The organism is Nocardia sp. PLKS1-43, assembly GCF_059510335.1.
On the sequence record NZ_JCAJZQ010000012.1, the window covers coordinates 202,882 to 227,942 of the forward strand.

At 68.2% G+C, this 25,061-nt stretch carries 21 protein-coding genes and 2 pseudogenes; 10 read left to right on the forward strand and 13 right to left on the reverse strand.

Annotated elements, in window-relative coordinates:
• Positions 1–12 precede the first annotated feature (12 nt).
• Positions 13–966 (forward strand): 2,3,4,5-tetrahydropyridine-2,6-dicarboxylate N-succinyltransferase, encoded by a 954-nt coding sequence (gene dapD / locus AC5WS7_RS32365; RefSeq protein ID WP_495958397.1) that lies wholly within the window; start codon positions 13–15, stop codon positions 964–966.
• Between the two features lie 169 nt (positions 967–1,135).
• Positions 1,136–2,017, forward strand: coding sequence for a CgeB family protein (locus AC5WS7_RS32370; protein ID WP_495958398.1), 882 nt, complete (start codon positions 1,136–1,138; stop codon positions 2,015–2,017).
• Between the two features lie 29 nt (positions 2,018–2,046).
• On the opposite strand, the gene AC5WS7_RS32375 is transcribed toward AC5WS7_RS32370, so the two are convergent.
• Both AC5WS7_RS32375 and AC5WS7_RS32380 read right to left on the reverse strand, forming a co-directional pair.
• Positions 2,047–3,474: an acyl-CoA synthetase gene (locus tag AC5WS7_RS32375; RefSeq protein ID WP_495958399.1), complete on the reverse strand. Its 1,428-nt coding sequence runs from the start codon at positions 3,472–3,474 to the stop codon at positions 2,047–2,049.
• Between the two features lie 166 nt (positions 3,475–3,640).
• A complete protein-coding gene (locus tag AC5WS7_RS32380) occupies positions 3,641–4,273 on the reverse strand; it encodes a TetR/AcrR family transcriptional regulator (protein WP_495958400.1) in 633 nt (210 codons plus the stop codon).
• Between the two features lie 171 nt (positions 4,274–4,444).
• Between AC5WS7_RS32380 and AC5WS7_RS32385 the strand changes: the two genes are divergently transcribed.
• The 3 genes from AC5WS7_RS32385 (at position 4,445) to AC5WS7_RS32395 (ending at position 7,037) form a co-directional block, all read left to right on the forward strand.
• Positions 4,445–5,311, forward strand: coding sequence for an oxygenase MpaB family protein (locus tag AC5WS7_RS32385; protein WP_495958401.1), 867 nt, complete (start codon positions 4,445–4,447; stop codon positions 5,309–5,311).
• 55 nt (positions 5,312–5,366) lie between these two features.
• Positions 5,367–6,701 (forward strand): S8 family peptidase, encoded by a 1,335-nt coding sequence (locus AC5WS7_RS32390; protein WP_495958402.1) that lies wholly within the window; start codon positions 5,367–5,369, stop codon positions 6,699–6,701.
• A gap of 93 nt (positions 6,702–6,794) precedes the next feature.
• Entirely contained in the window at positions 6,795–7,037 is a 243-nt protein-coding gene (locus AC5WS7_RS32395) for a hypothetical protein (RefSeq protein WP_495958403.1), read from the forward strand.
• A 13-nt stretch (positions 7,038–7,050) separates the two neighbouring features.
• Here the strand turns inward: AC5WS7_RS32395 and dapC are convergent, their stop codons facing one another.
• From dapC to cofG, 3 genes and pseudogenes are all read right to left on the reverse strand, one after another.
• Complete coding sequence (gene dapC, locus AC5WS7_RS32400; protein ID WP_495958404.1) at positions 7,051–8,160, reverse strand: succinyldiaminopimelate transaminase; 1,110 nt, start codon at positions 8,158–8,160, stop codon at positions 7,051–7,053.
• A 5-nt stretch (positions 8,161–8,165) separates the two neighbouring features.
• Positions 8,166–8,489 (reverse strand): ferredoxin, encoded by a 324-nt coding sequence (gene fdxA / locus AC5WS7_RS32405; RefSeq protein WP_040827607.1) that lies wholly within the window; start codon positions 8,487–8,489, stop codon positions 8,166–8,168.
• A gap of 406 nt (positions 8,490–8,895) precedes the next feature.
• Positions 8,896–10,224 (reverse strand): annotated as a pseudogene (gene cofG / locus AC5WS7_RS32410) (7,8-didemethyl-8-hydroxy-5-deazariboflavin synthase CofG); the annotation flags it as partial.
• A 202-nt stretch (positions 10,225–10,426) separates the two neighbouring features.
• Here cofG and AC5WS7_RS32415 point away from each other — a divergent pair.
• Complete coding sequence (locus AC5WS7_RS32415) at positions 10,427–10,939, forward strand: PH domain-containing protein (protein ID WP_495958405.1); 513 nt, start codon at positions 10,427–10,429, stop codon at positions 10,937–10,939.
• Positions 10,936–12,684, forward strand: a complete 1,749-nt coding sequence (locus AC5WS7_RS32420; RefSeq protein WP_495958406.1) for a PH domain-containing protein — start codon at positions 10,936–10,938, stop codon at positions 12,682–12,684. The genes AC5WS7_RS32415 and AC5WS7_RS32420 overlap by 4 nt, the downstream gene beginning before the upstream one ends.
• A gap of 29 nt (positions 12,685–12,713) precedes the next feature.
• Here AC5WS7_RS32420 and AC5WS7_RS32425 read toward each other — a convergent pair whose 3' ends face one another.
• The 5 genes from AC5WS7_RS32425 to typA all read right to left on the reverse strand — a co-directional run bounded on the left by AC5WS7_RS32425 (position 12,714) and on the right by typA (position 18,382).
• Entirely contained in the window at positions 12,714–13,157 is a 444-nt protein-coding gene (locus AC5WS7_RS32425) for a hypothetical protein (protein ID WP_495958407.1), read from the reverse strand.
• Complete coding sequence (locus tag AC5WS7_RS32430; protein ID WP_495958408.1) at positions 13,154–13,312, reverse strand: hypothetical protein; 159 nt, start codon at positions 13,310–13,312, stop codon at positions 13,154–13,156. Before AC5WS7_RS32430 ends, AC5WS7_RS32425 begins: the two co-directional genes overlap by 4 nt.
• Before the next feature lie 82 nt (positions 13,313–13,394).
• Positions 13,395–14,321: an N-acetyl-1-D-myo-inositol-2-amino-2-deoxy-alpha-D-glucopyranoside deacetylase gene (mshB, locus tag AC5WS7_RS32435; RefSeq protein ID WP_495958409.1), complete on the reverse strand. Its 927-nt coding sequence runs from the start codon at positions 14,319–14,321 to the stop codon at positions 13,395–13,397.
• Positions 14,318–16,120: an ABC transporter family substrate-binding protein gene (locus AC5WS7_RS32440; RefSeq protein WP_495958410.1), complete on the reverse strand. Its 1,803-nt coding sequence runs from the start codon at positions 16,118–16,120 to the stop codon at positions 14,318–14,320. The genes mshB and AC5WS7_RS32440 overlap by 4 nt, the downstream gene beginning before the upstream one ends.
• Positions 16,121–16,480: 360 nt before the next feature.
• A complete protein-coding gene (typA, locus tag AC5WS7_RS32445) occupies positions 16,481–18,382 on the reverse strand; it encodes a translational GTPase TypA (RefSeq protein ID WP_495958411.1) in 1,902 nt (633 codons plus the stop codon).
• A gap of 188 nt (positions 18,383–18,570) precedes the next feature.
• On the opposite strand from typA, the gene AC5WS7_RS32450 reads away from it, so the two are divergent.
• Positions 18,571–18,864 (forward strand): 4a-hydroxytetrahydrobiopterin dehydratase, encoded by a 294-nt coding sequence (locus AC5WS7_RS32450; RefSeq protein ID WP_495958412.1) that lies wholly within the window; start codon positions 18,571–18,573, stop codon positions 18,862–18,864.
• 8 nt (positions 18,865–18,872) lie between these two features.
• On the opposite strand, the gene AC5WS7_RS32455 is transcribed toward AC5WS7_RS32450, so the two are convergent.
• The gene (locus tag AC5WS7_RS32455; RefSeq protein ID WP_495958413.1) at positions 18,873–20,114 is read right to left on the reverse strand and encodes a mannosyltransferase; all 1,242 of its coding nucleotides are present in this window, start codon (positions 20,112–20,114) and stop codon (positions 18,873–18,875) included.
• Positions 20,115–20,450: 336 nt separating this feature from the next.
• Between AC5WS7_RS32455 and AC5WS7_RS32460 the strand changes: the two are divergent.
• Both AC5WS7_RS32460 and AC5WS7_RS32465 read left to right on the forward strand, forming a co-directional pair.
• A pseudogene (locus AC5WS7_RS32460) lies at positions 20,451–21,221 on the forward strand (Rv1157c family protein); the annotation flags it as partial.
• Positions 21,222–21,577: 356 nt separating this feature from the next.
• Positions 21,578–21,892: a hypothetical protein gene (locus AC5WS7_RS32465; protein ID WP_495958448.1), complete on the forward strand. Its 315-nt coding sequence runs from the start codon at positions 21,578–21,580 to the stop codon at positions 21,890–21,892.
• A gap of 135 nt (positions 21,893–22,027) precedes the next feature.
• Here the strand turns inward: AC5WS7_RS32465 and AC5WS7_RS32470 are convergent, their stop codons facing one another.
• Both AC5WS7_RS32470 and AC5WS7_RS32475 read right to left on the reverse strand, forming a co-directional pair.
• A complete protein-coding gene (locus AC5WS7_RS32470) occupies positions 22,028–22,750 on the reverse strand; it encodes a DUF1906 domain-containing protein (RefSeq protein ID WP_495958414.1) in 723 nt (240 codons plus the stop codon).
• A gap of 229 nt (positions 22,751–22,979) precedes the next feature.
• Positions 22,980–24,107, reverse strand: coding sequence for a hypothetical protein (locus tag AC5WS7_RS32475; protein ID WP_495958415.1), 1,128 nt, complete (start codon positions 24,105–24,107; stop codon positions 22,980–22,982).
• Positions 24,108–25,061: the final 954 nt, after the last annotated feature.

Genomic DNA, 25,061 nt, shown 5'->3' on the forward strand with positions numbered 1-25,061 from the left:
ACACTCGGGGCCGTGAGCATTCAGGGAGCATCCGCAGTCGGCCTGGCGACCGTCACCGTGAACGGCACGGTCCTGGACACCTGGTACCCGTACCCCGAACTGGGCGAATTCGGTACCAGCGGCACCGAGAAACTGGCCCCGGCAGATCCCGGATACGCGCGATTCGCCGACCTCGTCGGCGTCGACGAGGCCCGCCGGGTCGAGGTGGTCGCGGTGCGCACCACCATTTCCGACCTTGCCGCGGCTCCGGTCGACGCGCACGATGTCTACCTGCGGCTGCACCTGCTCTCGCACCGTCTGGTGCGCCCGCACGGGCTGAGCCTCGAGGGACAGTTCGGTCTGCTGGCCAACGTGGTGTGGACCAATTACGGCCCGTGCGCGGTGGAGGAGTTCGAACTGGTGCGCGCCCGGTTGCGCGCCCGGGGCCCGGTCACGGTGTACAGCCTGGACAAATTCCCCCGCATGGTCGACTACGTGCTGCCCTCGGGTGTGCGCATCGGGGACGCGGATCGAGTGCGCCTCGGCGCGCATCTGGCCGAGGGCACCACGGTCATGCACGAGGGCTTCGTGAACTTCAACGCCGGAACGCTCGGCGCTTCGATGGTGGAGGGCCGCGTCTCCGCCGGCGTGGTGGTCGGCGACGGCTCGGACGTCGGCGGCGGCGCTTCGATCATGGGCACGCTGTCCGGCGGCGGCAAGCAGGTCATCTCGATCGGCGAGCGCTGCCTGCTCGGCGCGAACGCCGGTCTGGGCATCTCGCTGGGTGACGACTGCATCGTCGAGGCCGGCCTCTACCTCACCGCGGGCACCAAGGTCGCGCTCCCGGACGGCAACACCGTCAAGGCCGCGGACCTGACCGGCCGCTCGAACCTGCTGTTCCGGCGCAATTCGCAGACCGGCGCGGTGCAGGTCGTCGCGCGCAAGGGCACCGGCATCGAGCTCAACGCCGCACTGCACGCGAACTGAGCAGCACGTCGGAATGCCTTGATCGACAAGGCATTCACTTCTTCCGTCGGCAAGCTCTGCGACTCCGCACGACTCGAGTTACGGTTGATCATGGTGCGGGGCGGGTGAGAGGCCGAAACGCCGCGGCGGCACCGGAGATGTCGATGTTCGGCCGGAGGCGAGTTTCGCAGTGGCGCTGCACACCGATCGAACGAGATTCGCCGTCACGGTCGCGCCGCCGAAGGAATACATTCCCCGCTCGGTATTTCGCGAGGTGGCCGAAACCGTCCATTGGGGCCTCATCCACCTGGGATACGGAAGCGTCCTCGCCGACGATCTGAGCCTGCCCAACCGGACGCACATCATATTCGGCAGCAATACGATGGCGTGGTGGGGACTCGAGCCGCCCGAAGGTTCGATTCTCTACAATCTCGAGCAGATCATTCCGGGTGAGGGTTGGGCGACCGACTGGCTGCTGGACATGTTTCGCCGCCACACCGTCTGGGATTACAGCCAACACAATGTCGAAACCCTCGCCACGCTCGACGTGCCGAATGTGCGGCATGTGCCGATCGGCAGCGTGCCGGAGATGGAACGCATCGTGCCGGCCGAGACGCAGGACATCGACGTACTGTTCATCGGGAGCCCCAACCGCAGGCGAGCCTGGATCATCGAGCAGTTACAGGCAATCGGACTGAACGCGCAGCTGCACTGCAACGTCTACGGCGAAGCCCGCGACGCCTTGCTGGCCCGCGCGAAGATCGTTTTGAATATCCATTTCGGCCCGCGCATATTCGAAATCGTCCGCATCTCGTATCTGCTGTCCAACGGCATATTCGTGATATCGGAGGATTGCGTCGACGTCGCCGCCACCGACGAATTCTCCGAGGCGGTCGAATTCGTCGGCTACGACGATTTCGTCCACACGTGCCTGCGATATCTCGTCGATCCGGCCGCACGCGAGAAGCGGATCGAGAAGGGCCGAGCGCTCATGCGCAGCCGACCGGTGGAAAAATATCTCCACGCGGCACTGCAATCGCCGTCGGAATTGAGCGGCATCGGCCGGGAATGATCACCGGGCGGAGCGATTTCCAGCGCTGATCAGGTGAGCAGCTTCTTCTGCACCTTGCCCATGGCATTGCGCGGGAGGGATTCGACCAGACGTACCTCGCGGGGGCGCTTGTGTGCCGAAAGCTGTTGTGCCACATGGTCGATCAGCGCTCGTTCGAGTTCTTCGGGTGCGCCGCCGCGCGGCACCACGAAGGCGACGATGCGCTGGCCCAGATCCTCGTCCGCGACGCCCACCACGGCCGCCTCGGCGACCGCGGCATGGCCGAGCAGGGCGGTCTCGATCTCGCCCGCGCCGATCCGGAAGCCGCCGGATTTGATCAGATCCACCGATTCCCGGCCGACGATGCGGTGGAACCCCTCGGCGTCGATGGCCGCGACGTCGCCGGTGCGGAACCAGCCGTCCTCGGTCCAGCATTCGGCGGTGGCCTCGGGCCGGTTCAGATAGCCGCCGAACAACATCGGCCCGCGCACCTGCAGTCCGCCGATACTCTCGCCGTCGTGCGGAACGGGCTCGCCGGATTCGTCGCGCAGCCTGGTCCGCACGCCCTCAACCGGAGTTCCGACCCAGCCCGGACGGCGTTCCCCGTCCGCGCGGGTGGACAGGGTGATCATGGTCTCACTCATGCCGTAGCGTTCCACCGGGGCCTGGCCGGTCAGTTCGCGCAGCCGCTCGAACACCGGTACCGGCAGCGGCGCGCTACCGGACACCAGAAGTCGCGCATTCGCCAGTTCGCGTGCGGCGGAAGGGTCTTCGACCACTCGCGACCACACCGTCGGGACTCCGAAGTAGATCGTGCCCTTCGCCGCGGCGTAGGCGGCGGGCGTCGGTTTACCGGTGTGCACGAGCGGGCTGCCCACCCGCAGCGGCCCCAGCACGCCCAGGATGAGGCCGTGTACGTGGAACAGCGGAAGCCCGTGCACCAGAACATCGTTGGCGGTCCACGCCCATGCCTGCGCCAGCGCGTCCAGCCCGGCTGCGATCGCGCCCCGGCTCAGCACCACGCCCTTGGGCGCACCGGTGGTGCCGGAGGTGTACAGGATGAAAGCCGTTGTGTCCGGGCCCGGTTCGGGATAGGTGTGCCAGGAACGCGCGTGCATGCGCACCGGGATCACCGGCAGTTCCGTGCCCTCGGGGGCGTCACCCAGCCACGCCCGCGCCCCGGAGTCGGTCAGGATGTGCGCGATCTCGGCCGGCCCGGAATCCGGCGGCACCGGAACCACCGTGACCCCGGCGATCAGACAGCCGACGATGGCCAGTACCGTCTTCGCGCTCGGACGCGCCAGCACAGCGACCCGCTCCACTTGCGCGACCCGCTCGGCCACCGAGGTCGCCGCACCGATCAGATCACTGCGCGAGAGCGTATGCCCGTCGATCGTGACGGCATCGGGAATATCCGCCCCCGCAGCGACAGCGGCCGGATTCAACGACTTCAGCAGCGGTAACGATCCAAACGACACCAGTTCAACCTATCAAGCCGCGCCCGCCCGCCACCGCGAACGGCCGCGCGAATTCCGATCGCGGCCGATGGGCAGACGAACGGGAGCGGCAGGGCGGCGAGTAGGAATCCGCGCCGCGCCGGCCGCCTCGCCCGGCACCGGTATTCTCGCCGGGAAATGCTGTGGCTCAGGGAATCCGGAAGCCCGGCACCACGTGGTCGCGGGCGAAACGACGCACCGCGGCATCGTCGTCCAGCGGGATCACCGTCTGCGGGGTCAGCGCCATGGACAGGGCGGTGCGCGCGATCATCTCGGCCAGCGGCAGCGGATCGTACTGCGCCAGTTTGCCTTCCCGCTGCAGCCGTTCGATGAATTCGGCCAGGTAGTCGCGCCCGAGTTCGATGACGGGCGCACCGCGCACGGTCAGGTAGGGCAGCACCATCTCCGGTTCGGTGGTCAGCAGCCGATCCAGCAGCCGATTGCTGCGCAGCCCGTCCAGGAAGGCGACGAACAACTCGACGATCTGTTCCTCGGCATCGGCCTCGGAGTCGATCTGCCGCTGCACGACCGTATCCACCTGGGCGATGAACTCCCGCGCCTGCCGCAGTCCCACCGCCTGGATGAGGTCGGACTTGCCCGCGAACCGCCGGTACAGGGTGGCCAGCGAGAGCCCGCCGCGCCGCGCGACCTCCACCATGCTGGTGCGCTTGATCCCGAAATCGAGGAAGGCCAGCAGCGCGGCATCGAGCACCGTTGCCTGATTGCGATCCTCCGGAGCCGCGTCACGCACGAGCGGCAGCAGTTTGGCCAGCTTGGTCACAACCGTATCCTCTCCGCAGCAAGAGACGATGACAAGAAAATCACCGCACACGTGCAACTTTACGACCGCAGCGTTTGACAGGTCCAGATCTCGATGAGAAGGTGAGAAGGAAAGTTTCTCACACTTCTTCCGCCGGGTGGCGTGAAGAGAGATCGAGGAGACGAGTCGACGATGACCGCCGCTGCCCAGCGATGGGCCGAGCCCGAGCCGAACCCGCCGGTGACCCTCACCCCGGAGACGGTCCGTGAACACATCGATGGCATCGCCGCGTTCATCGGCGGTGCCGCCAACGTCGTCATGCAATTGAGCCATCCGCCGGTCGGCTACGGCGTCGTGGAGAGCACCGTGGACAGCGGCAAGGCCTCGCTGCACCCGGTCAAGCGGCTGCGCACCACGCTGACCTACCTGGCGGTCGCCTGGATGGGCACCGAGGAGGACTGCGCGGCGTACCGCGAGGCCGTCAACGGCTCGCATCGCGCGGTGCACTCGAAGCCGGGCGCCGCGGTCAAGTACAACGCCTTCGACCCGAACCTGCAGCTGTGGGTGGCCGCCTGCCTCTACTGGGGCGTGGACGATTTGTACACCCGCATGCGCGGCCCGATGGAACCCGCACTGGCCGACGAATTCTACCGCTACAGCGCGCGACTGGGCACCACCCTGCAGATGCGTCCGGAGATGTGGCCCGCCGATCGTGCTGCCTTCCAACAGTATTGGGAGCAGAACATCGCCAAGCGCACCATCGACGACACGGTGCGGGACTACTTCAACGAGATGATCGACCTGAAGTGGCTCTCCCCCATCCCCCGGCTGCTGTTCGCCCGCGTGCACCGGTTCGGCGTGACAGCGCTGCTGCCGCAACACCTTCGCGATCAGATGGGGATGACCTGGACGGCCAAGGACGAGCGCCGTTTCACCCTGCTGCTGCGCTCGATTTCGGCGGTGTGGACGCGGATGCCGCCGATCATCCGCGCCGCCCCGCTCAATACCTGCCTGGCCTACATGCGACTACAGCGCCGATTCGGCCGTCCCCTGGTCTGAGCGAATCTCCGCATCCACCGAGCGAACTTTCGGCGCAGGCGGCAGGATGAAGCGCATGCGCGTAGTGATCCAGCTTCACCCCGCCACCGAACTCCTTGCCGCCGTTGCCGATCCCGGCACGCGGGTCGCGGCGACCGATGTGGTCGGTGATCTGCCCGGTTTCGACCTCGAGCACACCTACGATCCGATCCACATCCCGGGGTTCGCGCCGGGAACCGCCGGCGGGCCGGAGATCTTCTCCGCCCATCCGGCGGACGGTTCGGTCCTGGTGCGCGGCGAGATTCCCGACGACGACGAGGGCGTTCTGCCCGCACTGCGCGGTTCGTCCACCGTCGCAGGGGTTTTCGCCGATCCCGTGATCGAGACCGTCCTGACCTGCGGCGGCGATCCCGCCGTCGGAACCTGGCACGATGTCGAAACACTCTTGCGCACCGGCGATCTGAGCTCGGCCGGGCTGACCGGCACCGGGGTCGCACTGGCCATCGTGGACACCGGCATCAACGCCGACCGGGTGAACCAGGCCCGCGGCGGGACCTTCACCATCGATACGAAGCGCAGCTGGAATCCCCAGGGCGTCACCGGTACCGCGGGCCAGTTCCCGGTGGACCACGGCAGCATGTGCGCCTTCGACGCGCTGATCGCCGCACCGCAGGCCGCGTACCTCGATATCCCGGTCATGAAGAGCACCCGCCAGGGCGGCTCGACCATGGACGGGCTGCTGTCCGATGCCGTGGCCGCCTACGCTCATCTGCGCACCGTGCTCACCGATCAGCCCGAGGCCACCCGCGCGCTGGTGATCAGCAACAGCTGGGGCTCGTTCTCCCCGCAGTGGGACTTCCCGGTCGGACAACCCGGGAACTATTCCGACAACCCCAACCACCCGTTCAACGTCATCGTCCGCTCGCTCGACGCCGCGGGCGCGGACATCCTGTTCGCCGCCGGGAACTGCGGTAAGGACTGCCCCGACCAGCGGTGCGGTTACCCCGACCACCCGATCGGCGGGGCCAACTCCAGCCCGAGCGTGCTGAGCATCGGCGGTGTGGACACCAAGGGACAGCGGGTCGGCTACTCCTCGCAGGGGCCGGGCCGCCTCAGCGATCGCAAACCCGACGTCTGCGCCTACACCCATTTCCTGGGCTCCACGGTCTTCGGCGCGAACGACCCGGACACCGGCACCTCCGCGGCCTGCCCGGTCGCCGCGGGCTTGGTCGCGGCCATCCGCACCACCCATCCGGCCACCGCCCTGCCCCCGGCTCAGCTGCGAGCCCTGTTGCAGCGCACCGCAACTCACCACGACCAGTCCGGTTTCGACTACGACTACGGTTACGGCACGCTCGACGCGTCGGCGATCATCGCCGAACTCCGCAAGAGCAGCGCGGCCCGCGACTGAGATCGGCCGGCTGACCGCGAGCCGCCGGCGAAGGGCCCGAATCAGGAGAACTCGGGCCCTTCGCCGGCGTGGAAATTCCAGTACCGTGGAGTCATGCCGCTACTGACCGTCCGGCTGCCGCGGGGCGCGACCCTGACCGACGCACTGCGGGAATTGCAGCTGAGCGAGGCCGATGCCGATATCGGTTACGGGCTGATCTGCCTCGATCCCGACGAGGGTTTGTACACATTGCGCGTGACCGACGGTGCCGCGCAACGGATGAGCGAATCCGATACCGGAGCCACGGTCTACGCGGATCCGAGGATCGAACCCGCCGATCCGGATTCCCCTGCGTGACAGGGAATTCCGTTCACGCCGCGGTGAGCCGCTCGGCCGCGGCGGCGATCCGCTCGTCGGTCGCGGTCAGCGCGACGCGGACGTGGTTCACACCGGTGGGGCCGTAGAAATCGCCGGGGGCGGCAAGGATCCCGCGTTCGGCCAGCCAGTCCAGGGTGGTCCGCCCGTTCTCCTCACGGGTGGACCACAGGTACAGGCCCGCAGCGGAATGATCGATCCGGAAACCCGCCTCCTGCAACGCTTTTCGCAGGATTTCGCGGCGGGCGCGATAGCGTTCGCGCTGCCGAGCCTCATGTGTGTCGTCGGTCAGCGCCGCGGTCATGGCCGACTGCACCGGGAACGGCATCATCATGCCGGCGTGCTTGCGTACCTCGAGCAGCTCGCGCACGAGCACCGGATCGCCGGTGACGAAACCGGCGCGGTAGCCGGCCAGATTCGAGGTCTTCGACAGCGAATGAATGGCCAGCAGGCCGGTGTGGTCACCGTCGCAGACGCGCTCGTCCAGAATCGAGACCGCGGGCTCGTCCCAGGCCAGGCCCAGGTAGCACTCGTCGGAGGCGACGACCGCGCCACGCCGGCGGGCGAAGTCCACCACCTTGCGCAGGTGGTCGACGCCCAGGACCTTGCCGGTCGGATTGGACGGCGAGTTCAGGTAGATCAGCGCCGGGGATTCGGGGCCGAGCCGGGTCATCCCATCCGCGCGCAGTATCCGGGTGCCGGCCAGCAGCGCACCCACCTCGTAGGTCGGATACGCCACCTCGGGGATGACCACCAGATCCGCCGGGCCCAGTCCCAGCAGCCGGGGCAGCCCGGCGATCAGTTCCTTCGTGCCGATCGCGGGCAGCACCGCGTCGGCCGGAACGCCCGTGATGCCGAACCGCCGAGCCAGCGCCTCGACCACGGCGGTCCGCAGTTCGGCCGTGCCGTGGGTGGTCGGGTATCCGGGCACGTCCGCAGCGGCGGCCAGCGCCGAACGGATCAGCGGGTCGACCGCATCGACCGGCGTACCCACCGAAAGATCGACGATGCCGCCGGGATGTTCCGCCGCCCGCGCCTTCGCGGAAGCGATGGTGTCCCAAGGAAAATCAGGTAGCAGACTGCTGACCCGGTGACGCTCCGGCAACGTTCTTACTCGCTCGCCATCGGCGGCAGCGCCGCGATGAACGGCGGGTCGAAGTCCACCTTGCCGACCTTGGTCGCACCACCCGGAGAACCCAGGTCGTCGAAGAAGTCGACATTGGCGTTGACGTACCCGCTCCACTGGTCCGGCGTGTCGTCCTCGTAGAAGATCGCTTCCACCGGGCACACCGGCTCACATGCACCACAGTCCACGCACTCGTCGGGATGGATGTACAGCATGCGACCACCCTCGTAGATGCAATCCACGGGGCATTCCTCGATGCACGCCTTGTCCTTCACGTCAACGCACGGTTCAGCGATGATGTACGGCACTGCCGCTCTCCTAGTCTGTCCTTGCCTGCGGGACACTCCGCCCGCGCAACAGTATCCCGGCATCACACGTTACTACCGGCCAGCCTTGCCTAACTTCGGCCGCCTACCGCACGCGGCGCCACGGAACATCGTAGTCACCGCACCGCGCGTCCGACCGGCAGGCGCACCTGCGAGCGCGTACGCCACCGCCCGCCGCGCACGACGGTCCACACCGAGCGCCGGAAAGCCGACCCCGGCGGAGCTCTCCCCCAGGTCGGGCGACGGTCTGCGCCGAGCCGGGTTCGCCCGCGAACGACCGGTCTCCGCTGTCGAGGGGCCGATACCGCGACCGGTCACGCCTGCGTACCAGCACGCGCCCCCGTCAGGACCGCGAGCCGATCGCGAACGCTCCCGCCTGCGACGACGATCGGTCCGCCGACTCCCACGACTCGGCCGCTCCCGGCCACGGGCTGCCCTGCGGATTCACCGGCAACGCCAGACCCGTGTCCGGATCGGCAAGGGCCGCAACATGTCCCGCGACGTGCGGGTCGATCCACGGCTGCCCGGCGAGCACATATCGGGGATGCGCGGTGAGCCGCTCGGTGAGTTCGTAGCCGCACTGCGCGGTGAGTTCGGCGAGGATGTCCAGATTCGGCCACGGCCGTTCGGGATTGACGTGATCCGGTGTCAGCGGTGAGACTCCGCCCCAGTCGTCGATGCCGGCGTCCACGAGCCCGCGGCATTCCTCGAGGGAAACCAGGTTCGGGGGAGCCTGGATCCGCATCGCGGGCCCGAGCACCAGCCTGGTCACGGCGATGGCGGCGCGGAACTCCTCCAGACCGGCGTCGGGGGTGTCGCGCATCGCGGTGCCCTGTTTGGCCAGGAAGTTCTGCACGATCACCTCCTGCACGTGCCCGAATGTGTTGTGCACCTGGCGAATCGCCATGATCGATTCGGCCCGCTCGGTAAGCGTCTCGCCGATGCCGACCAGGATGCCCGTGGTGAACGGCACCGACAGCCGGCCCGCATCGGTCAGCGCGCGCAGCCGGACCGCCGGATCCTTGTCCGGACTGCCGTAGTGAGCCTGACCACGCTGGGTGAACAGCCGCTCGGAGGTGGTCTCGAGCATCATCCCCATCGAGGGCGCGGCCGGCTTGAGCCGCGCGAGCTCCGTCTGGCTCATCACGCCGGGATTCAGGTGCGGGAGCAGGCCGGTCTCCTCGAGCACCCGGATCGCCATCGCGCGGACATAGTCCAGCGTGGACTCGTAACCGCGTTCGTCGAGCCACTGCCGCGCCTCGGGCCAGCGCTCCTCCGGACGGTCGCCGAGCGTGAAAAGCGCTTCCTTACAACCCATTTCGGCACCGCGACGGGCGATGTCGAGCACCTCGCCGGGCTCGAGGTACATCCCCTTGCCCGCGGCGCGCAGCTTGCCCGGCACGGTGACGAACGTGCAGTAGTGACACACGTCCCGGCACAGGTTGGTCAACGGGATGAAGACCTTGCGCGAATAGGTGATCGGCAGTCCGGATTCGCGGTCGCCGTACGCCTCGCGCAATCCCGCGTCGCGGACCGCGGCCGCCGAGACGCACAGATCCGCCAGATCCGCACCGCGGGCGTGTAACAACACCACCGCGTCGTCGAGGTCGAGCGTTGCCCCGTCCCGTGCGCGCCGCAGCGCCCGGCTCATCGCCGCGGACGCGGGTTCGGCGGCGGGGACGCCTGGTTCAGGTAGATCCGTCACGCCCTCGATCATGCGCCAACCATCCGACAGTTCTCCCTTCGGTGCCTGTGAGCTGACACAACCCGACCTTCGCGCAGCCTATTCCGGCCGATCCGGATTCGGCGCGAATCGGTCCGGGCGAACGGCGGATTCCGGCCCGCACGATCCGGCCGCCACAGTACGCACGCGGCCGGCCGATTTCATGCAATATGGCGGTATGGCGGACGGAGGGGCGATGGGCCGGCAGCAAATCTCACCGGAGCGAACCGTTCTGGCGGAACCGGCGTGGCGACCCAGCCCGCGCGCGAAGACACTCTGGGCGATACCCGCGGCGATCGGCTGGCTGATCGTCCTGGTCGCCGAGGTGGTGTGGACCCTCTCGGACTCCACCGATCGCGTCTGGCAGACCGCGGCATTGCCGATCACGCTGGCGGTGGCCGCGGCGCATGTGGCCGGAGTGCCGCTGTGGCGGTACACGGTCCATCGCTGGGAGGTCACCGAGGAGGCGGTGTACACCCGAACCGGCTGGTTCACCCAGGAGAGCCGCGTCGCGCCGATCAGCCGCGTGCAGACCGTAGACACCCACCGCGGGCCGCTGGAACGGCTGCTGGGACTCGCGACGGTCACCGTCACCACGGCCTCCTCCGCGGGCGCGGTGCGAATTCCCGCACTGGATCTGGCGACGGCCGAGCAGACCGTCGAACGGCTGACCGAGGTCGCAGCGACGCACCGGGGGGACGCGACATGACCGGACCCGAACTGACCGGAACGGCCGGCCCCGGCATGCCCGGCGACGCGACGCCGGGTGTGGCCGCCGAACCGCCCTGGCGTCGGCTGGACGGCCGGATGCTGCTGTTGCATCCGGTGCGCGAGGTGGTGCGCTTCATCCCGGTGCTGATCGTGACGGTGATCGCGGGCAGCCGCAGCGACAATCCGATGTGGAGTCTCGCGGCGCTGGCGGTGATCGTCGGGCTGGCGCTCACCCGCTGGTTCACCACCACCTACCGGATCGGCCCGGACACCGTGCAGTTGCGGCGCGGACTGCTGCAACGCAAGACGTTGACGGTGCCGCGCTCGCGAATCCGCTCGGTGGACGTGCACGCGGACCTGATGCACCGGCTGCTCGGCCTGGTCGTGCTGGCCATCGGCACCGGACAGCACGCGGACAAACAGGAGCGCTTCCATCTGGACGGCGTGGACGCCCACCAGGTCCCCGAACTGCGCGCATTGCTGCTGCACGATGTCGAATCACCTGCGGGACAAGAGGTTCCACAGACGACACAGCCGCAAACCCAGGTGCGGCAGGGAATCGAGATCGGACATTGGCGAGCGGACTGGGTCCGGTACGCGCCGCTGTCGCTGCGCGGGCTCGCGGTCATCGCGCCGATCGTCGGCCTGGCCTTCAAATTCGGCATCGCCAACGTGCTGTTCGAGCCCGACACCGTCAAGCGGATCGGCGCCCGGGGCGCGGTGTTCATCACGGTGACCGTCGTCATCGTGCTGGCGGCGCTGATCGTGGTGGTGACCCTCGGCGACTGCCTGCGTTATCTGACAACGTATTTCGGCCTGCGCGTCATCGACGACGGCCGCACGCTGCACATCAGCCACGGGTTGTTCACCACCCGCCAGACCACTCTCGACCTGGCCCGGCTGCGCGGCGCGACCCTCAAAGAGCCGCTGCTGCTGCGCCTTGCCGGCGGCGCGGAACTCGACGCAATCATGACCGGCACGAGCGCTCGCCAGAAGATTCTCCCCCAGGCGCCCCGCACCGCCGTGGACCACACCCTCGCTCAGCTACTCACCAGCCGCCAGCAGCATCGGGACCCGGCTACACCACCGGATTCGAGCGAGGAAACCTACTCTGCTGCAACGGATTACGCCACACCACACGGCCCCCATCCGGACGCGACGCCCGTCCCGGTACCGGTCACGCACCCGGACGCACATGAAACAGGCATTGCCGCAACAGATTCCGTTTCCAGCGGCGTCCGCACGACACCCCGGGAAGATGCGGCCGCCCCCGTCCACGTGGCGCTGATCCCGCACGGCGGTCGTGCCAGACGGCGGCGGTTCACTCGCGCGCTCGCGCCGTTGGCGCTGATCGCGGTGGTCATGGCCGTCCTCGACGTCGCGAAGGCGGGGATTCCGGTCTGGGCGTGGATCGCGCTGGCCGTGGTCGCGGTGATCGCAGTGGCGCTGGCGCAGGATCGCTATCGTGGCCTGGGTCATGCGGTCATACCCGGCGACGCCACCGGTCCGACCTGGCTGATCACCCGCAACGGATCACTGGACCGCGATCGAGACTGCCTCGAGGCGCCCGGCATCATCGGCTGGACCGTCCGGCAGACCTTCTTCCAGCGTCGCGCGGGCCTGGCCACGCTCGTGGCCGCGACCGCCGCGGGCAAGAAGCGGTACCGGGTCGTGGACGTCCCGCTGGACCAGGCATGGTCGCTGATCGAAGCGGTGACTCCCGGACGCCTCGGCCGGCGCTGAGGCCCGGGCGCGGGAGGTTCGCCGGAACGTCAGCGCTCGCCGGCCTTGCCCGCATTGCGCGCGGGCAGGATGAAGCCGCGCCAGAACAGATACCAGCCCGCGGGGATGACGCCGCAGGCCAGGAACAGCGGCGTGGTCCAACTGTCGGTGAGGATCACATCACCGCCGGGTCCGGTGGTCAGGCACACCACGAAACCGACGAGCCAGGCCAGGACCGGCAGCGACATCGTGGCCGGGCGCGAGACCACGGTCGCCATGCCGAGCACCAGCACCAGGTTGATCACCGCGGCGAAGGCCGCGCTGATCGGGAACGGAGTCGAGCCGACATAAGCCGGCAGATAGAGCACCTCGACCGCGAAGGTCAGCAGCCCGTTGAATACCAGCAGCAGCACCAGCGCGATACCGGCCAGCACGAACCCGGGCCGCTGCTCCTGCGTCGGGGAACCCGCGCGGCCGATCGCCGGGGCCGTCACGGAACGGGCGGGAAGCCGAGCAGCGTCAGCAGGTGACTCTGCAAATCGACGAACGAGTACAGCACCGACAGATACAGGTCGTGTTGCGCCTGGAAATGTGGCTGTTGACTCTGGACGAACGCCACGATGGCATCCTGCAGACTCCAGTTGTACATGCCGCTCAGTCTAGAGCCGCCCGCACGCCACCGCGCCGGGCGTCTCGAGATCGCGATCCAGGCTCCGGCCGGGACGGGAATGTCAGCCTTCGCGCGGCACGTCCAGGCCCGCGAACAGGTCGTGTTCGCGGCCGTCCGAGCCGACCTCACCGCGCCGCCCGCGCACGAGAATGTAGTGCTCCTCGGGCAGGATCGGCTGGGCGATGTCGTTCGACAGCGCGAATTCCCGGCCCGAGGGGGCAACGGTGACCTGCGTCGCGTGTGCGCGCAGGGCCGCGCGTTTGGCGGCCAGAACCTCGGACACGTCGATGGTCGCGGTCACCGACTCACTTGGCACGCAAGGCAATTCACCCTCGGCGGGTAAGGCCCAACCGGCCGGGAGAGCGCCGGGGAGCCGGTCTACGGTACGCCGGGCCAGGGCCTCGGTGTGCAGGCGCAGCACCGTGGCATCGGTGACCGACCAGTAGAGTTTCGGTACGTCCCAGCCTTTTTCGGCCGCGCGATCCACCGCGTCCATCGTGATCCGGTGTGCCCGAAGATGATCCGGGTGCCCGTATCCGCCCCCCGGGTCGTAGCAGACCACCACCGCGGGCCGGACGTCGAGCAGGATCCGCACCAGGGCCTCGACAGCGGCGTCACCGGATTTCACGAACGCCCGCGGATGCAGCGCCGCCTCCGATTCGCGCGGGGCCGCGGTGGTGCCGGACATACCCGAGTCCCGCCAGCGCCCAGCACCGCCCAGGAACACCGCCGGACCGGCCGCCAATTCCGCGAGGGCCCTGGACAATTCGCCGATCCGGTAACCGCCGAGCTGATCGGCCGCCGAACTCACCAGCTGCGACCACCGCTCGCCGATGACCTCCCCCTCCTCGCCGAGGGTGCAGGTCACCACCGTCACCGGCACGCCGCGACGCCGATAGTGCGCGATGGTCCCGCCCGTGACGATCGTCTCGTCGTCCGGATGCGCGTGCACCAGCAGCAACCCGCCGACCGGGGCGTTCCCGGTCACGACAGCCGCCGCCAGGTCGCCGCGCCGCCGAAGATGCCCACCTCGATCGAACCGCTGAGCGATACGCCGTCCATCCGCGGCCCGGCCGCGGCGACGCCGTTGTCCTGCACGATCGGCAGCACCGTCCCGAGCGCCCACAGCTTCGGCTCGGCCTCGGCGATCGCCTTGGGCGTATCGATACCGCGCAGGGCCGCGTCGATCTGCGGTTGCAGGGTCGGATCGCACACCCCCGACACATTGCCGGGAGCCCTGCGAATCGCCTCGGCCTGCGACGACGAACCGTCGGGTTGTCCGGTCGGCGCCGCGGGCGGACAGCCGTACCGCGAGGCCAGGACGGTCGCCGGATCGCCACCGGCCTGCTCCCAGCCGACGATCGCGTCGACGGTGCCGTCGAGCAGATCCTTACCGTAGAGCTCATCGGCGGGCAGGCTGCGCACGCTGGCATCGATTCCGGCACTGCGCAATTGGTCCGCGGCGGTGTTGGCGACCGCGAGCGCGGTCGTGTCCTTGTCCACCGCGCCGATCCGGATGGTCAGGGTCTTACCGTCCTTGGCGACCTGTCGCGGCTGCGGGGCCGGCGAGGTCGTCGAATTGGTCGGCGGCGTCTCGGGCGCCCGCGCGAAACCCGCCTCGGCCAGCAGTCCGAATGCCTGATCGGCGCTCATGCGCGCCGGCTCGGTCGGGACGTACCCCGGATCCGATGGCGAAAGTATCTGCGCCCGAGCGGGTTCCACCCAGCTGCCGGTCTGCGCGCCGACCGAGGCCAGCAGTCCGGGATCCACCAGGCCCAGCACCGCGCGCCGCACCCGGACGTCGCTGAGATCGCCGGTACGACCGTTGAGCACCAGTTGCATCACCCGGGCCTGCGGCATGGTCGCGGTGCGCACCGACGGCACCGCGCCGAGTTGCGCCTGCGTCGCCCCGGTGCCGTGCACCAGCGCCATCTGCGCATCGCCCGAACGCAGCGATTCGGCGACCTGCGCGGTGGTGCCACCCCCGCGTAGCTGGATCTGATCCGGCACCGCCGGTGTGCCCCAGTACCGGTCGTTGCGCTCGAGCAGGATCTCCTCGCGACCCGCGTCGGCCTGTTTGACCCGGAACTGCCCGCCGGAGATCGGATTCTGGTCGATCAGGCCGCGGTCCAAGGTCAGGGCCCGCGCGAATCCGCCGGGCGCGTCCTTGAGCAGATGCGAGGGCAGCAGATCGGTGAACATGCTCCGCCACGCCGGATAGGCGCCGTTCATGGTGACGGTCACCGTCTTACCGCCCTGCGAGGAGCCGACGTCGGTGATCATCCGATAACCGGCCGGATCGACCACCCCCGGCTGGGTGATCATCTGCTGCCACAGATAACGGAAATCCTCCGCCGCGATCGGCGCCCCGTCGGACCAGGAAGCCTGATCCTGGATCTTGTACGTGATGGTGAACGGATTCTGCGACGTCACATCCGCCGACACCATCAACGCGCCATCGGGCACCCAGTCGGTCGCGCCCGGTGTCGTGGGCGAGGGCACCGGCCGGAACGGGCTCGGAAACACCATCGAGGCAACGGCATCGGTGGCCGGGGACTGATTCGACCGCAGATGCGGGTTGAACCCGATCCCGATATCGTCCACCGCCACCACCACCGTGGTCTTGGTCGGTGTAGCGGGCAACGTCTTCGGGCTGTCGGTGCTCTCGATCGGCGGCGGCGGATTCGCCGTACACCCGGCGAGCAGAGTCACCGACCCCGCCAGCAGCAACGCCACAACCCGCAGCAGCACCGTGGCACGCCGCGTCGCGCAAGCCCCCGATATCACGCCCGGCACTGTAACAGTGTCTTCGGCCTTCGCTCCGCTCCGGCGGGCCGCAGCTCTCCCGGCGCCGAGGGCGCGGGTGGGCAACGTGTTCCACAACGGCCGGAACCGGGTGAGCCCGGACTTGATCTGTTCGTCTGGGGTCACAGTCCGATCCCTCTACACACTCTCGGCATCACTCCACCACTCGGCCCGGGGTGCCGTCACCGCCCGATCCGGTGGCGCTGCTTCCGGAAGCCTCGCAACAGAGGCATATATCCGACCTCACCGGATGACGCGGGTCTCGGCCGTCCTTGTCGCACATATCGTAAAGCACTGTGCGACAAGGTCTTACGCTTTGCCACGACGAACCGGAAGCCGGCCTCAGGCGTTCTGCGCCGCCCGGTCGCGGGCCTTGCGGCGGGCGGCCTCGCGACCCCGCTCGGTCGCGCCCAGGATGACCTTGCGCACCCGCACGACCTCCGGGGTCACCTCGACGCACTCGTCGGCGGCGCAGAATTCCATCGCGCCCTCGAGGTCGAGCTGCAGCGGCTTGGCCAGGGTTTCGAGCACGTCACCGGTGGCCGAACGCATATTGGTCAGCTTCTTCTCACGGGTGACGTTGATGTCCAGATCCTCCGCGCGCGGGTTGATCCCGACGACGTGGCCCTCGTAGGTGTCCGCCCCCGGCTCCACGAAGAACTGCCCGCGGTCGGCGAGCTGGATCATGGCGAACGGGGTCACCGAACCGGCGCGGTCGGACACCAGCGAACCGGTGTGCCGGGCGCGAATCTCACCGGCCCAGGGGGCGTACCCGTCGAAGACGGCGTTGGCGATGCCGGTGCCGCGCGTTTCGGTCAGGAAGTCGGTGCGGAAACCGATCAGACCGCGCGAGGGAACGATGAACTCCATTCGCACCCACCCCGCGGAGTGGTTGCTCATCTGCACCATCTTGCCCTTGCGCGCGGCCAGCAGCTGCGTGATCGCGCCCAGGTACTCGTCGGGGCAGTCGATGGTCAGCTCCTCGAACGGCTCGTGCACCTTGCCGTCGACCTGCTTGGTGACCACCTGCGGCTTGCCGACGGTCAGCTCGAAACCCTCGCGGCGCATCTGCTCGACCAGGATGGCCAGCGCCAGCTCACCACGCCCCTGCACCTCCCAGGCGTCCGGGCGGCCGATGTCCAGCACCCGCAGCGAGACGTTGCCGACCAGTTCCTGATCCAGCCGCGACTTCACCATACGGGCGGTCAGCTTGTGGCCCTGCACCCGGCCGACCAGCGGCGAGGTGTTGGTGCCGATGGTCACCGAGATGGCGGGCTCGTCGACGGTGATGCGCGGCAGCGCGACCGGGTTGTCCACATCGGCGAGAGTGTCGCCGATCATGATCTCCGGAATACCCGCGATGGCCACGATGTCGCCCGCGACGGCCTCCTCGCCGGGCGTGCGCTCGACGCCGATCGTCTTGAGCAGTTCGGTGATCTTCACGGTCTTGATGCCGTCGCCGTGCATCCACGCGACGTTCTGCCCCTTGCGCAGGGTGCCGTTGTGAATGCGGACCAGGCCGATCCGGCCGAGGAACGGCGAGGCGTCCAGGTTGGTGACGTGCGCCTGCAGCGGCGCGGTCGGATCGCCCTTGGGCGCGGGCACGTACTTCATCAGGACCTCGAACAGTTCGTCGAGGTTCTCCGCATCGGGTGCGTTGCCGTTGTCCGGGCGGCTGGTCGAGGCCTTGCCCTCGCGTCCCGAGGCGTACAGCACCGGCAGGTCCAGGGCCAGCTCGGCGGCCTCGGACGCCTCGTCGTCCAGGTCGGACGCCAAATCCAGGAGCAGATCGTGGCTCTCCTCGACGACCTCCGCGATGCGGGCGTCGGGCCGGTCGGTCTTGTTGACCACCAGGATGACCGGCAGCGAGGCGGCCAGCGCCTTGCGCAGCACGAAACGGGTCTGCGGCAGCGGGCCCTCGGACGCGTCCACCAGCAGGACGACGCCGTCGACCATGGACAGCCCGCGCTCCACCTCGCCGCCGAAGTCGGCGTGGCCGGGGGTATCGATGACGTTGATCACCGTGACGGTCCCGTCGGCGTTGTGCCGGTGCACCGCGGTGTTCTTCGCCAGGATCGTGATGCCCTTCTCACGCTCCAGGTCGCCGGAGTCCATGACCCGGTCCACGAGCTCGGCGCGTTCGGCGAAGGCGCCGGACTGCCGCAGCATCGCGTCGACCAGCGTCGTCTTGCCGTGGTCGACGTGCGCCACGATGGCGACGTTGCGGAAGTCGACAGACGACACGTTGATTCCTCCTGCTGAAAATGAAGTGGTTGCCGGCCAACCCTCGCCGTAGAGGGTCCGTACAAGACAGGTGGAGACAACTCACCGGGCATGCGGCCGGCTACAGCGTACCGAAATCCGGTTCGAGCCCCAGCCTCGACCTGATCCGATCGGCTCATGAGAGGGACCGAAAGGGGTACAACCGGGGTATGGGTACTGCATTGCTCACCGAGGAAGAACTGCGCACCGCACTCGCGGACCTGCCGGATTGGACCCGAGCCGGCGACAGCATCACCCGCACCGTCGAGGCGGCGTCGTTCCCGGCCGGGATCGATCTGGTCGGCCGGGTCGCGGCCGTGGCCGAGGAGGCGAATCACCATCCCGACATCGATATCCGCTGGCGCAAGGTCACCTTCACCCTGTCCACCCATTCCGCCGGCGGGCTCACCGCGATGGATGTGAAGTTGGCGAAGCGAATCGATGAACTCGCACAACAGAATTGACGCCGTGACTACGCGGTGACGGTGGCCCCGGATTTCACTCCGAACCGATCGCGCCGGGTCCAGATCAGCCACGAGTAGAACCCCAGCACGCCGATCACGTCCACCGCGCCGAGCCAGGCCAGCACGCCGGGCCGGGAGATCTTCCAGATCGTGGGTTGCGCGAAAGACAGCACCCACGGCACCCCGATCAGGGCGTTCACCAGCCAATATGCCGCTACCACGCGGACACCCGGGGCCGTGCGCAACGGCCCGTACGCGAGCCACAACAGCAGCGGCAGCAACCAGACCCAGTGATGCGACCAGGAGATCGGCGACACCATCAATCCCAGCAGCTGCACCACCAGCAGCGCACCCATCCGATCGTCCGGCTCGAGCGCTCGCCAGGCCAGCACCGCGAGCACCAGGACCACCAGAACCCACGCGATCCACCAGGGGCCGAACGGAATTCGATGTCCGGCCAAATGCCAGGGCGAGCCCGCATCATGTCCGAGGATGCGGCTCAACGCCCCGCGCAGTGACTGATTCCACACCGACCCCACCGGCCCGATGCGGTTCGCATCCCCGACCAGCGGACCGAAATACGTTCGCGTCTCGCCGGACGAGATCGCGAAGCTCAGCCCGATCGTCGCGGCGAACGCCACCGCCGAGGCCACCGCGGCGGCCCAGCGTCGCTGGGTCAGGAAGTAGAGCCCGGTGATCGCCGGGGTCAGTTTGACGCCCGCGGCCACGCCGACCAGCAGTCCCGACCACCACCAGCGCGCCGATCGCACCGCCAGCATCACCGCGAGCATCAGGAAGACGTTGACCTGCCCGTAGTCGATGGTGGTGCGCACCGGTTCGAGCCACAGCCCCAGCGCGGTCCAGCCCAGCGCCGCGGTGCGCCAACGGCTCTCACGCGCCGCCTCGCCCAGGATCAGGCCGAGGGCCAAGCGCACCACCGCGTACAGCGCCGCGGCGGTCAGCAGCAGCCACGCCACGGCAACCACGGTGAACGGCAGAAAGTGCAGCGGCCAGAACACCACCGCCGCGAAGGTCGGATACGTGAACGGCAGCGGAAAATCCGGCGTCTTGTCCGCGTAGGTGAAGTCGTAGAGATGGCCGCTGCCCAGCGAGGCCGCCCCGTACACGTAGACGTGCAGGTCGACCAGATTCATTCCGTTGGGCGAGAGCAACATCCACAGCATGCGCGCAAGAACCGACAGGCCCAGTACCGATGCGGCGATCGGGCGGGCACGAGGAGCGGTCCACATTTCTCCGAGCCCCGCGCTGCTGCTGGGCGCCGTTCGGAGATCTGGGTTCACTGCGAACAACTTTCGGTCGGGTCGGCGGGCCGGGTCAAGACTAATCACACCCTTCGCACCCTTCGCGAACCCGTGACACGCCCGGCCTCATTTGCACCATCAATCCCATAAGTACCACTGGTCACGCGATATATTCCGAGCGTGTACCGAATAACTTGCCATTAGCTGAACGGAAGATCACGGCTGCGCTGTACAACACCCTGCTCACTCCCTAGAGTGGCACGGCGTACGCGATGCGCCCTCGCATCGCATTTTGACGTACCCGAGCTAAGGACGGCTACACCAGTGCTTCGCATCAGAGGAACGCGGTTCGCATTGTCGGTGCTGGCCCTCGCGGCCGGCGCGGCCCTCACCGCTTCGACCACGGCCATCGCCGCCCCGGCCGCGCAGCCCCAGGCGAATACACCGCTGGTGCCCGAGGGCGTGCCGGTGGACGCGCTGGTCTCGCTGGCGCCCGCCATCATCGGCGCGGCCGCGGCACAGCAGATCTCCAGTCCCGCACAGCAGTCCATCCTGGGCCAGGCACAGCAGGCGCTGAACTCCTCGGGCCTGCCGCCGTCGGTCAAGACGACCCTCGGCGCGCTGATCGCCTTCCTCGACGGTAGCAACGGCGGCGGGCCCGACATTCCCAAGAATGGGCCGACCATCGCCCAGTTCCTCTACCCGAGCATCGGCAAGGACTGCATCGGCGCGGGTTCGGATTCGGTCGGCACCGCGCTGGCCGTGCCCGGCCCCGCCGAACTGCCGCCCCCGGGACCCAAGGCCGGTCAGACCGGGTTCGTGTTCACCGCCCTGGGCACCAAAGGCCTTACGCCGCAGCAGAAGACACCGATGACGGTGCAGTGGATCAACCTCGACAGCGGCCGGGGCGGGACGCAGGCGCTGACCGATTCGGCGCACATCAACCCCGGTGGCCCGGCCACCCTGTCCGCGATCGCCAACACCGGCTCGGGACGAGTCGTCGCGGTGGTCTCCGGTTCGCTGACCACGCAGCCGGCCGCCGACAAGGCACCGATCACCTGCTCGTTCCTGCCGACCCTGGGCTTCTTCACCGTCCCCAACGCGGCCCGGGCGTCCGTGCCGCAGGCGGAGACACCGGCCAAGCAGCAGGCGCAGACCCACGCCAAGCCGCAGCAGGCCACGCAGCCGCAGGCGAAGGTCCCGGCGGCCGCACCGCACGCATAACCCAGTCGAGCCCGAGGCAACGGGCTCGACGGCAGGTCACACCGGAGTGTCGCGCATCGCGACACTCCGGTTTTTTTGGCCGTGATACGGCGTAGAACCCTCGCGAACTGTGATAGACCGCATATATGTCGACTGTCGATCAGCTCGTACGGTCCGCATCAGCCACCTCCGATTCCGACCGCGCGAAACCGGAATTCGCCCGTCGCGGCCGCGCCGGGCGCTCGATCATGTCCCGCCGCTCCTACAAGTCGGTGCTCTCCACCCGTTCGCATCGATCGATCCTGTCGATCCGCTCCGAACGTTCCATCCTGTCCATCGGATCGGCCTATTCGGTGCTGTCCATCGGCAGCGTCGGATCGGTGCTGTCGGTCGGCTCGATCGGCTCGTTCTTCAGCCTCGGGTCCGTCCTGTCCGGCATCTCCCGCTGGTCACTGCTGGCTTGGATGGGCGACCGCGAAAGCCCCGAGGCACGGCCGGCGCTCCGCGTCGTCGCCGAAGAACCCGACCTGTCGAAGGACCCGACCTGCCACTGCCAGACCTGAGGCTGTGTCTTCTGCGCCCGCGGTCAGTCCAGAATCGATCCGGGCCGCGGCCTCGGAGTCGGCGTTGTGCAGATGGGCGGAACTGGGCGCCCCGGTCGGTGCTGCACAGTCGGGGGTGAGCGGGGTGAGGCTCAGTCACCATTGGCCGTAGTTCCCGGTGAGGATCGTGTTCAGGTCGACGCTGATGTTGTCGAGGGTGCATTTGTTGATCTGGAATTGGTGCAGGTTGGCGGCGGGGTGGACGAAACCCGCGGGCGTACCCCAATCGTGTTGCCAGAAGTACGCTCCCAATCCGGCGACGCGGGTGAGTTCGATGGTGGGGGCGTTGGCGTAGATGCCCAGGCGATTCTTGCCGATCACCGATTGCCAGCCGGTCAGATAAGGGGCGATCAGCCGGGCGAATTCGATCGCGGACGGGTTGTCGTCGATGGAGGCGTAGATCGGCGCCGAGTCCGGCCCCCCGGCGGCGCCGTGCAGATGCAGACCGCGCTCTGCGCACTGTTTGCCGGCCTCCCGGCCACCGCGCCAATCCGCCGTGGGCCCTTTGCCGTACTGGTAGTTCGATACGACCGTCAGCCCGGCCGCATGCAGCGCGTCGACCTCTCGGGCCTGTAACGGCTTGGCCGCCATCCATTCCGCGCCCGGCCGCCGCTCCGAGACGTACCTGATCGCGCCGGCATGTCCGGCCGAGCGGATGGACGTGGCCGAGGGCACTCCGCCCGCATAGTCGACCAGTGTGCCCAGGCCCGGCCGCTCGGCCGAGGCGGTGGGGGCGAACGCGGCCGCGGCGGCGGAACCGGCCGCCACAGCGGCGGAGTATCCGAGGAGAGTGCGGCGCGAGATCGGCACGGAACGCATCGGCGAGACTCCTTCGGCTCAGTGGAACTGCATACTCGCGTATCTGTCCTGTACTGCCCGTTGGAACCGCCGACGCACCCGGCGCACCTTCCCCAATGACATCGTGATCGCCATCTGCGCGCCAGGCGCCTCGACGTGAACCAATTCCACCACACTCACATGAGAACCGCCATGCTCATCGGGCACATCAACCACACCCGCACCAGAAATCCCCCTTGCCTCAGCAAGGTCAGCCGGTGGCGGCGGTGATGCGGTCCGCGACGTCGATGATCCGTATCGACGGATCGGCGAGTTCGGTTACGACGACCCGCGCCACCTGCGCCGCGATCTGTCCGCGGATACCGGCCAGCACGCCGAGCACCCGCGCCCGGCGCGTCCGGGCCCGCAGATCCACCACGATGTCGTGAGCTTCGGGCGGTACGGCATCGATCACGACGAACAGCGGATCCGCCGCCCGCGCGATGAGCACCAGGGGAATTTCCACCTCGGCTCGGTAACGGTTGTCGCTCAGAACCGCGACCGTGATGTCCAGCGTGACCGGGATGCTCAGGTCGAACTGCACCGGGTCCCCGGCCCGTGCGGCCAGCCGCGGCATCCGCACCGTGCCCTTCACATCGACCGTGGCCGCCCGGCGCGGTCCGACGCGTAGCGGACCGACCTGGATGATTCGCCCGGCCAAGTTCTCGACGACCTCGCGCACCCGAGTCTCGGTGACGATGCGCGGGAAGAATCTGCGCCCGAATTCCGCGTAGTCGATCCAGGTGAACTGCTCGAGCGCCCGATGCTCGGAACGGACGCCGTTCATGATGGCTTCGACGTCGAAGACGCGGGCCCGGCGAGCGGCCGGATCGGCCAGCATGCCGTTGACCCGATTGGCGACCTCGCGCTGCACGAGCGTCGCGATCGGATCCATCAGCAGGTCGATCGCGTTGCCGACGGCCTCCGCCCGGACCACCAAGCTGACATCGCGCCCGCGCACACGCGGGATATCGATGATGATCACCAGCGGATCCGCGGTGCGCGCGTGCAGGGTCAGATCGATCTCCACGACCGCTTCCAGGCGAAACTGCTTGCCCCCGAGAGTCACGGTGAGGTGCAGCGATACCGGCAGTCCGACCTCGAAGGTCACATGCGGGCCATTGCGCACGATCTGCGGTTTGCCGACGTTGCCCTCGGCCACGAACCCCGCCAGCCCGGCCGGGCCGATCGAGAACGGACCTATGGACATCCCCCGCCCGGCCATTCCCGCGACCGCGGCCTCGATTCGCGCCGGCGTCACCGCGGCCGCGACGAAGCGTTCGCCGAACTCTTCGTAATCGATCCAGGCAGGGAGTTCGTTCTGGCTGGACTGTCGCATGAGTTACCGAAACCTCGCTGTGCCGGATGGTGCGCCTGCCGATCCCAATCCCATGCACGAGCGTACCGATCACGGGCTCCACCACGCGAATACGACGCCATGACACGACATACCGCGCGATCAGGGAGATGAAGTAGCGGCGCCCCCGATGTGCAGGTCCCTGTCCTGCCGATGAGGGGGCAGCAGGACAGGGACCGCGTCGACGGCGCTGCCGGGCGCCGCCGGGTCCATAGTAAGGCTCGGCGCGCAGTGCGCCTCCCCCTCCGCTCAGAAATACTCGCACGCCACAGGCGGTATTTCCCGAACGGCCGAGACCGACCTTACCCGCCGGATCGGCCCTGGCGTAACGAGATTTTTCTACCGCATCGCACCGGCTGCCACCACCGATGGGGAGAACGCCCGCACCACCGTCACCCGACGAACCCCGGGAAGCCCCGAACACGCAGGTGGGGGCGTGGATCATGACACCTTCCGGCGTTGCCCGCGGCGGCATTCGACCACTGCGCACGTGCTTCTGAGCGGAAGCAATCCGACCGAACCCACGCACGCCGACGGTGCGGCGCGCCCGAGATCCCCACTTCGCCACCACGTAGCCCACTTGACGCATCACCGAATGCGCTGCCCCGGAGCACCCGGAACACCCTCCCGACGACCCACCGCAACCCAGCACCTTCGCCCCCTCACCTCGGACTCACCCATGCCGACATTCGATAAGACGTTCGATCGAGCCGGTCGGTTCCCTCGACTCGAGAATTCCCCGAGGTGTTTCGCCGATCTGGTCGACGCGTCCGTGCGCGCATCGCCGCGGTCGCGCTCAGCCGGAGAGCGACGCCGCGCGACCATTTCCAATTGCGCCACCCGCCACACTCGAATGCTCGAAAGTGACTCAGTTACGCCATTTTTCATTCCAGCCTCCGGGAAAGACCCGGTCGCACGGATCATTTGGTGACCGCC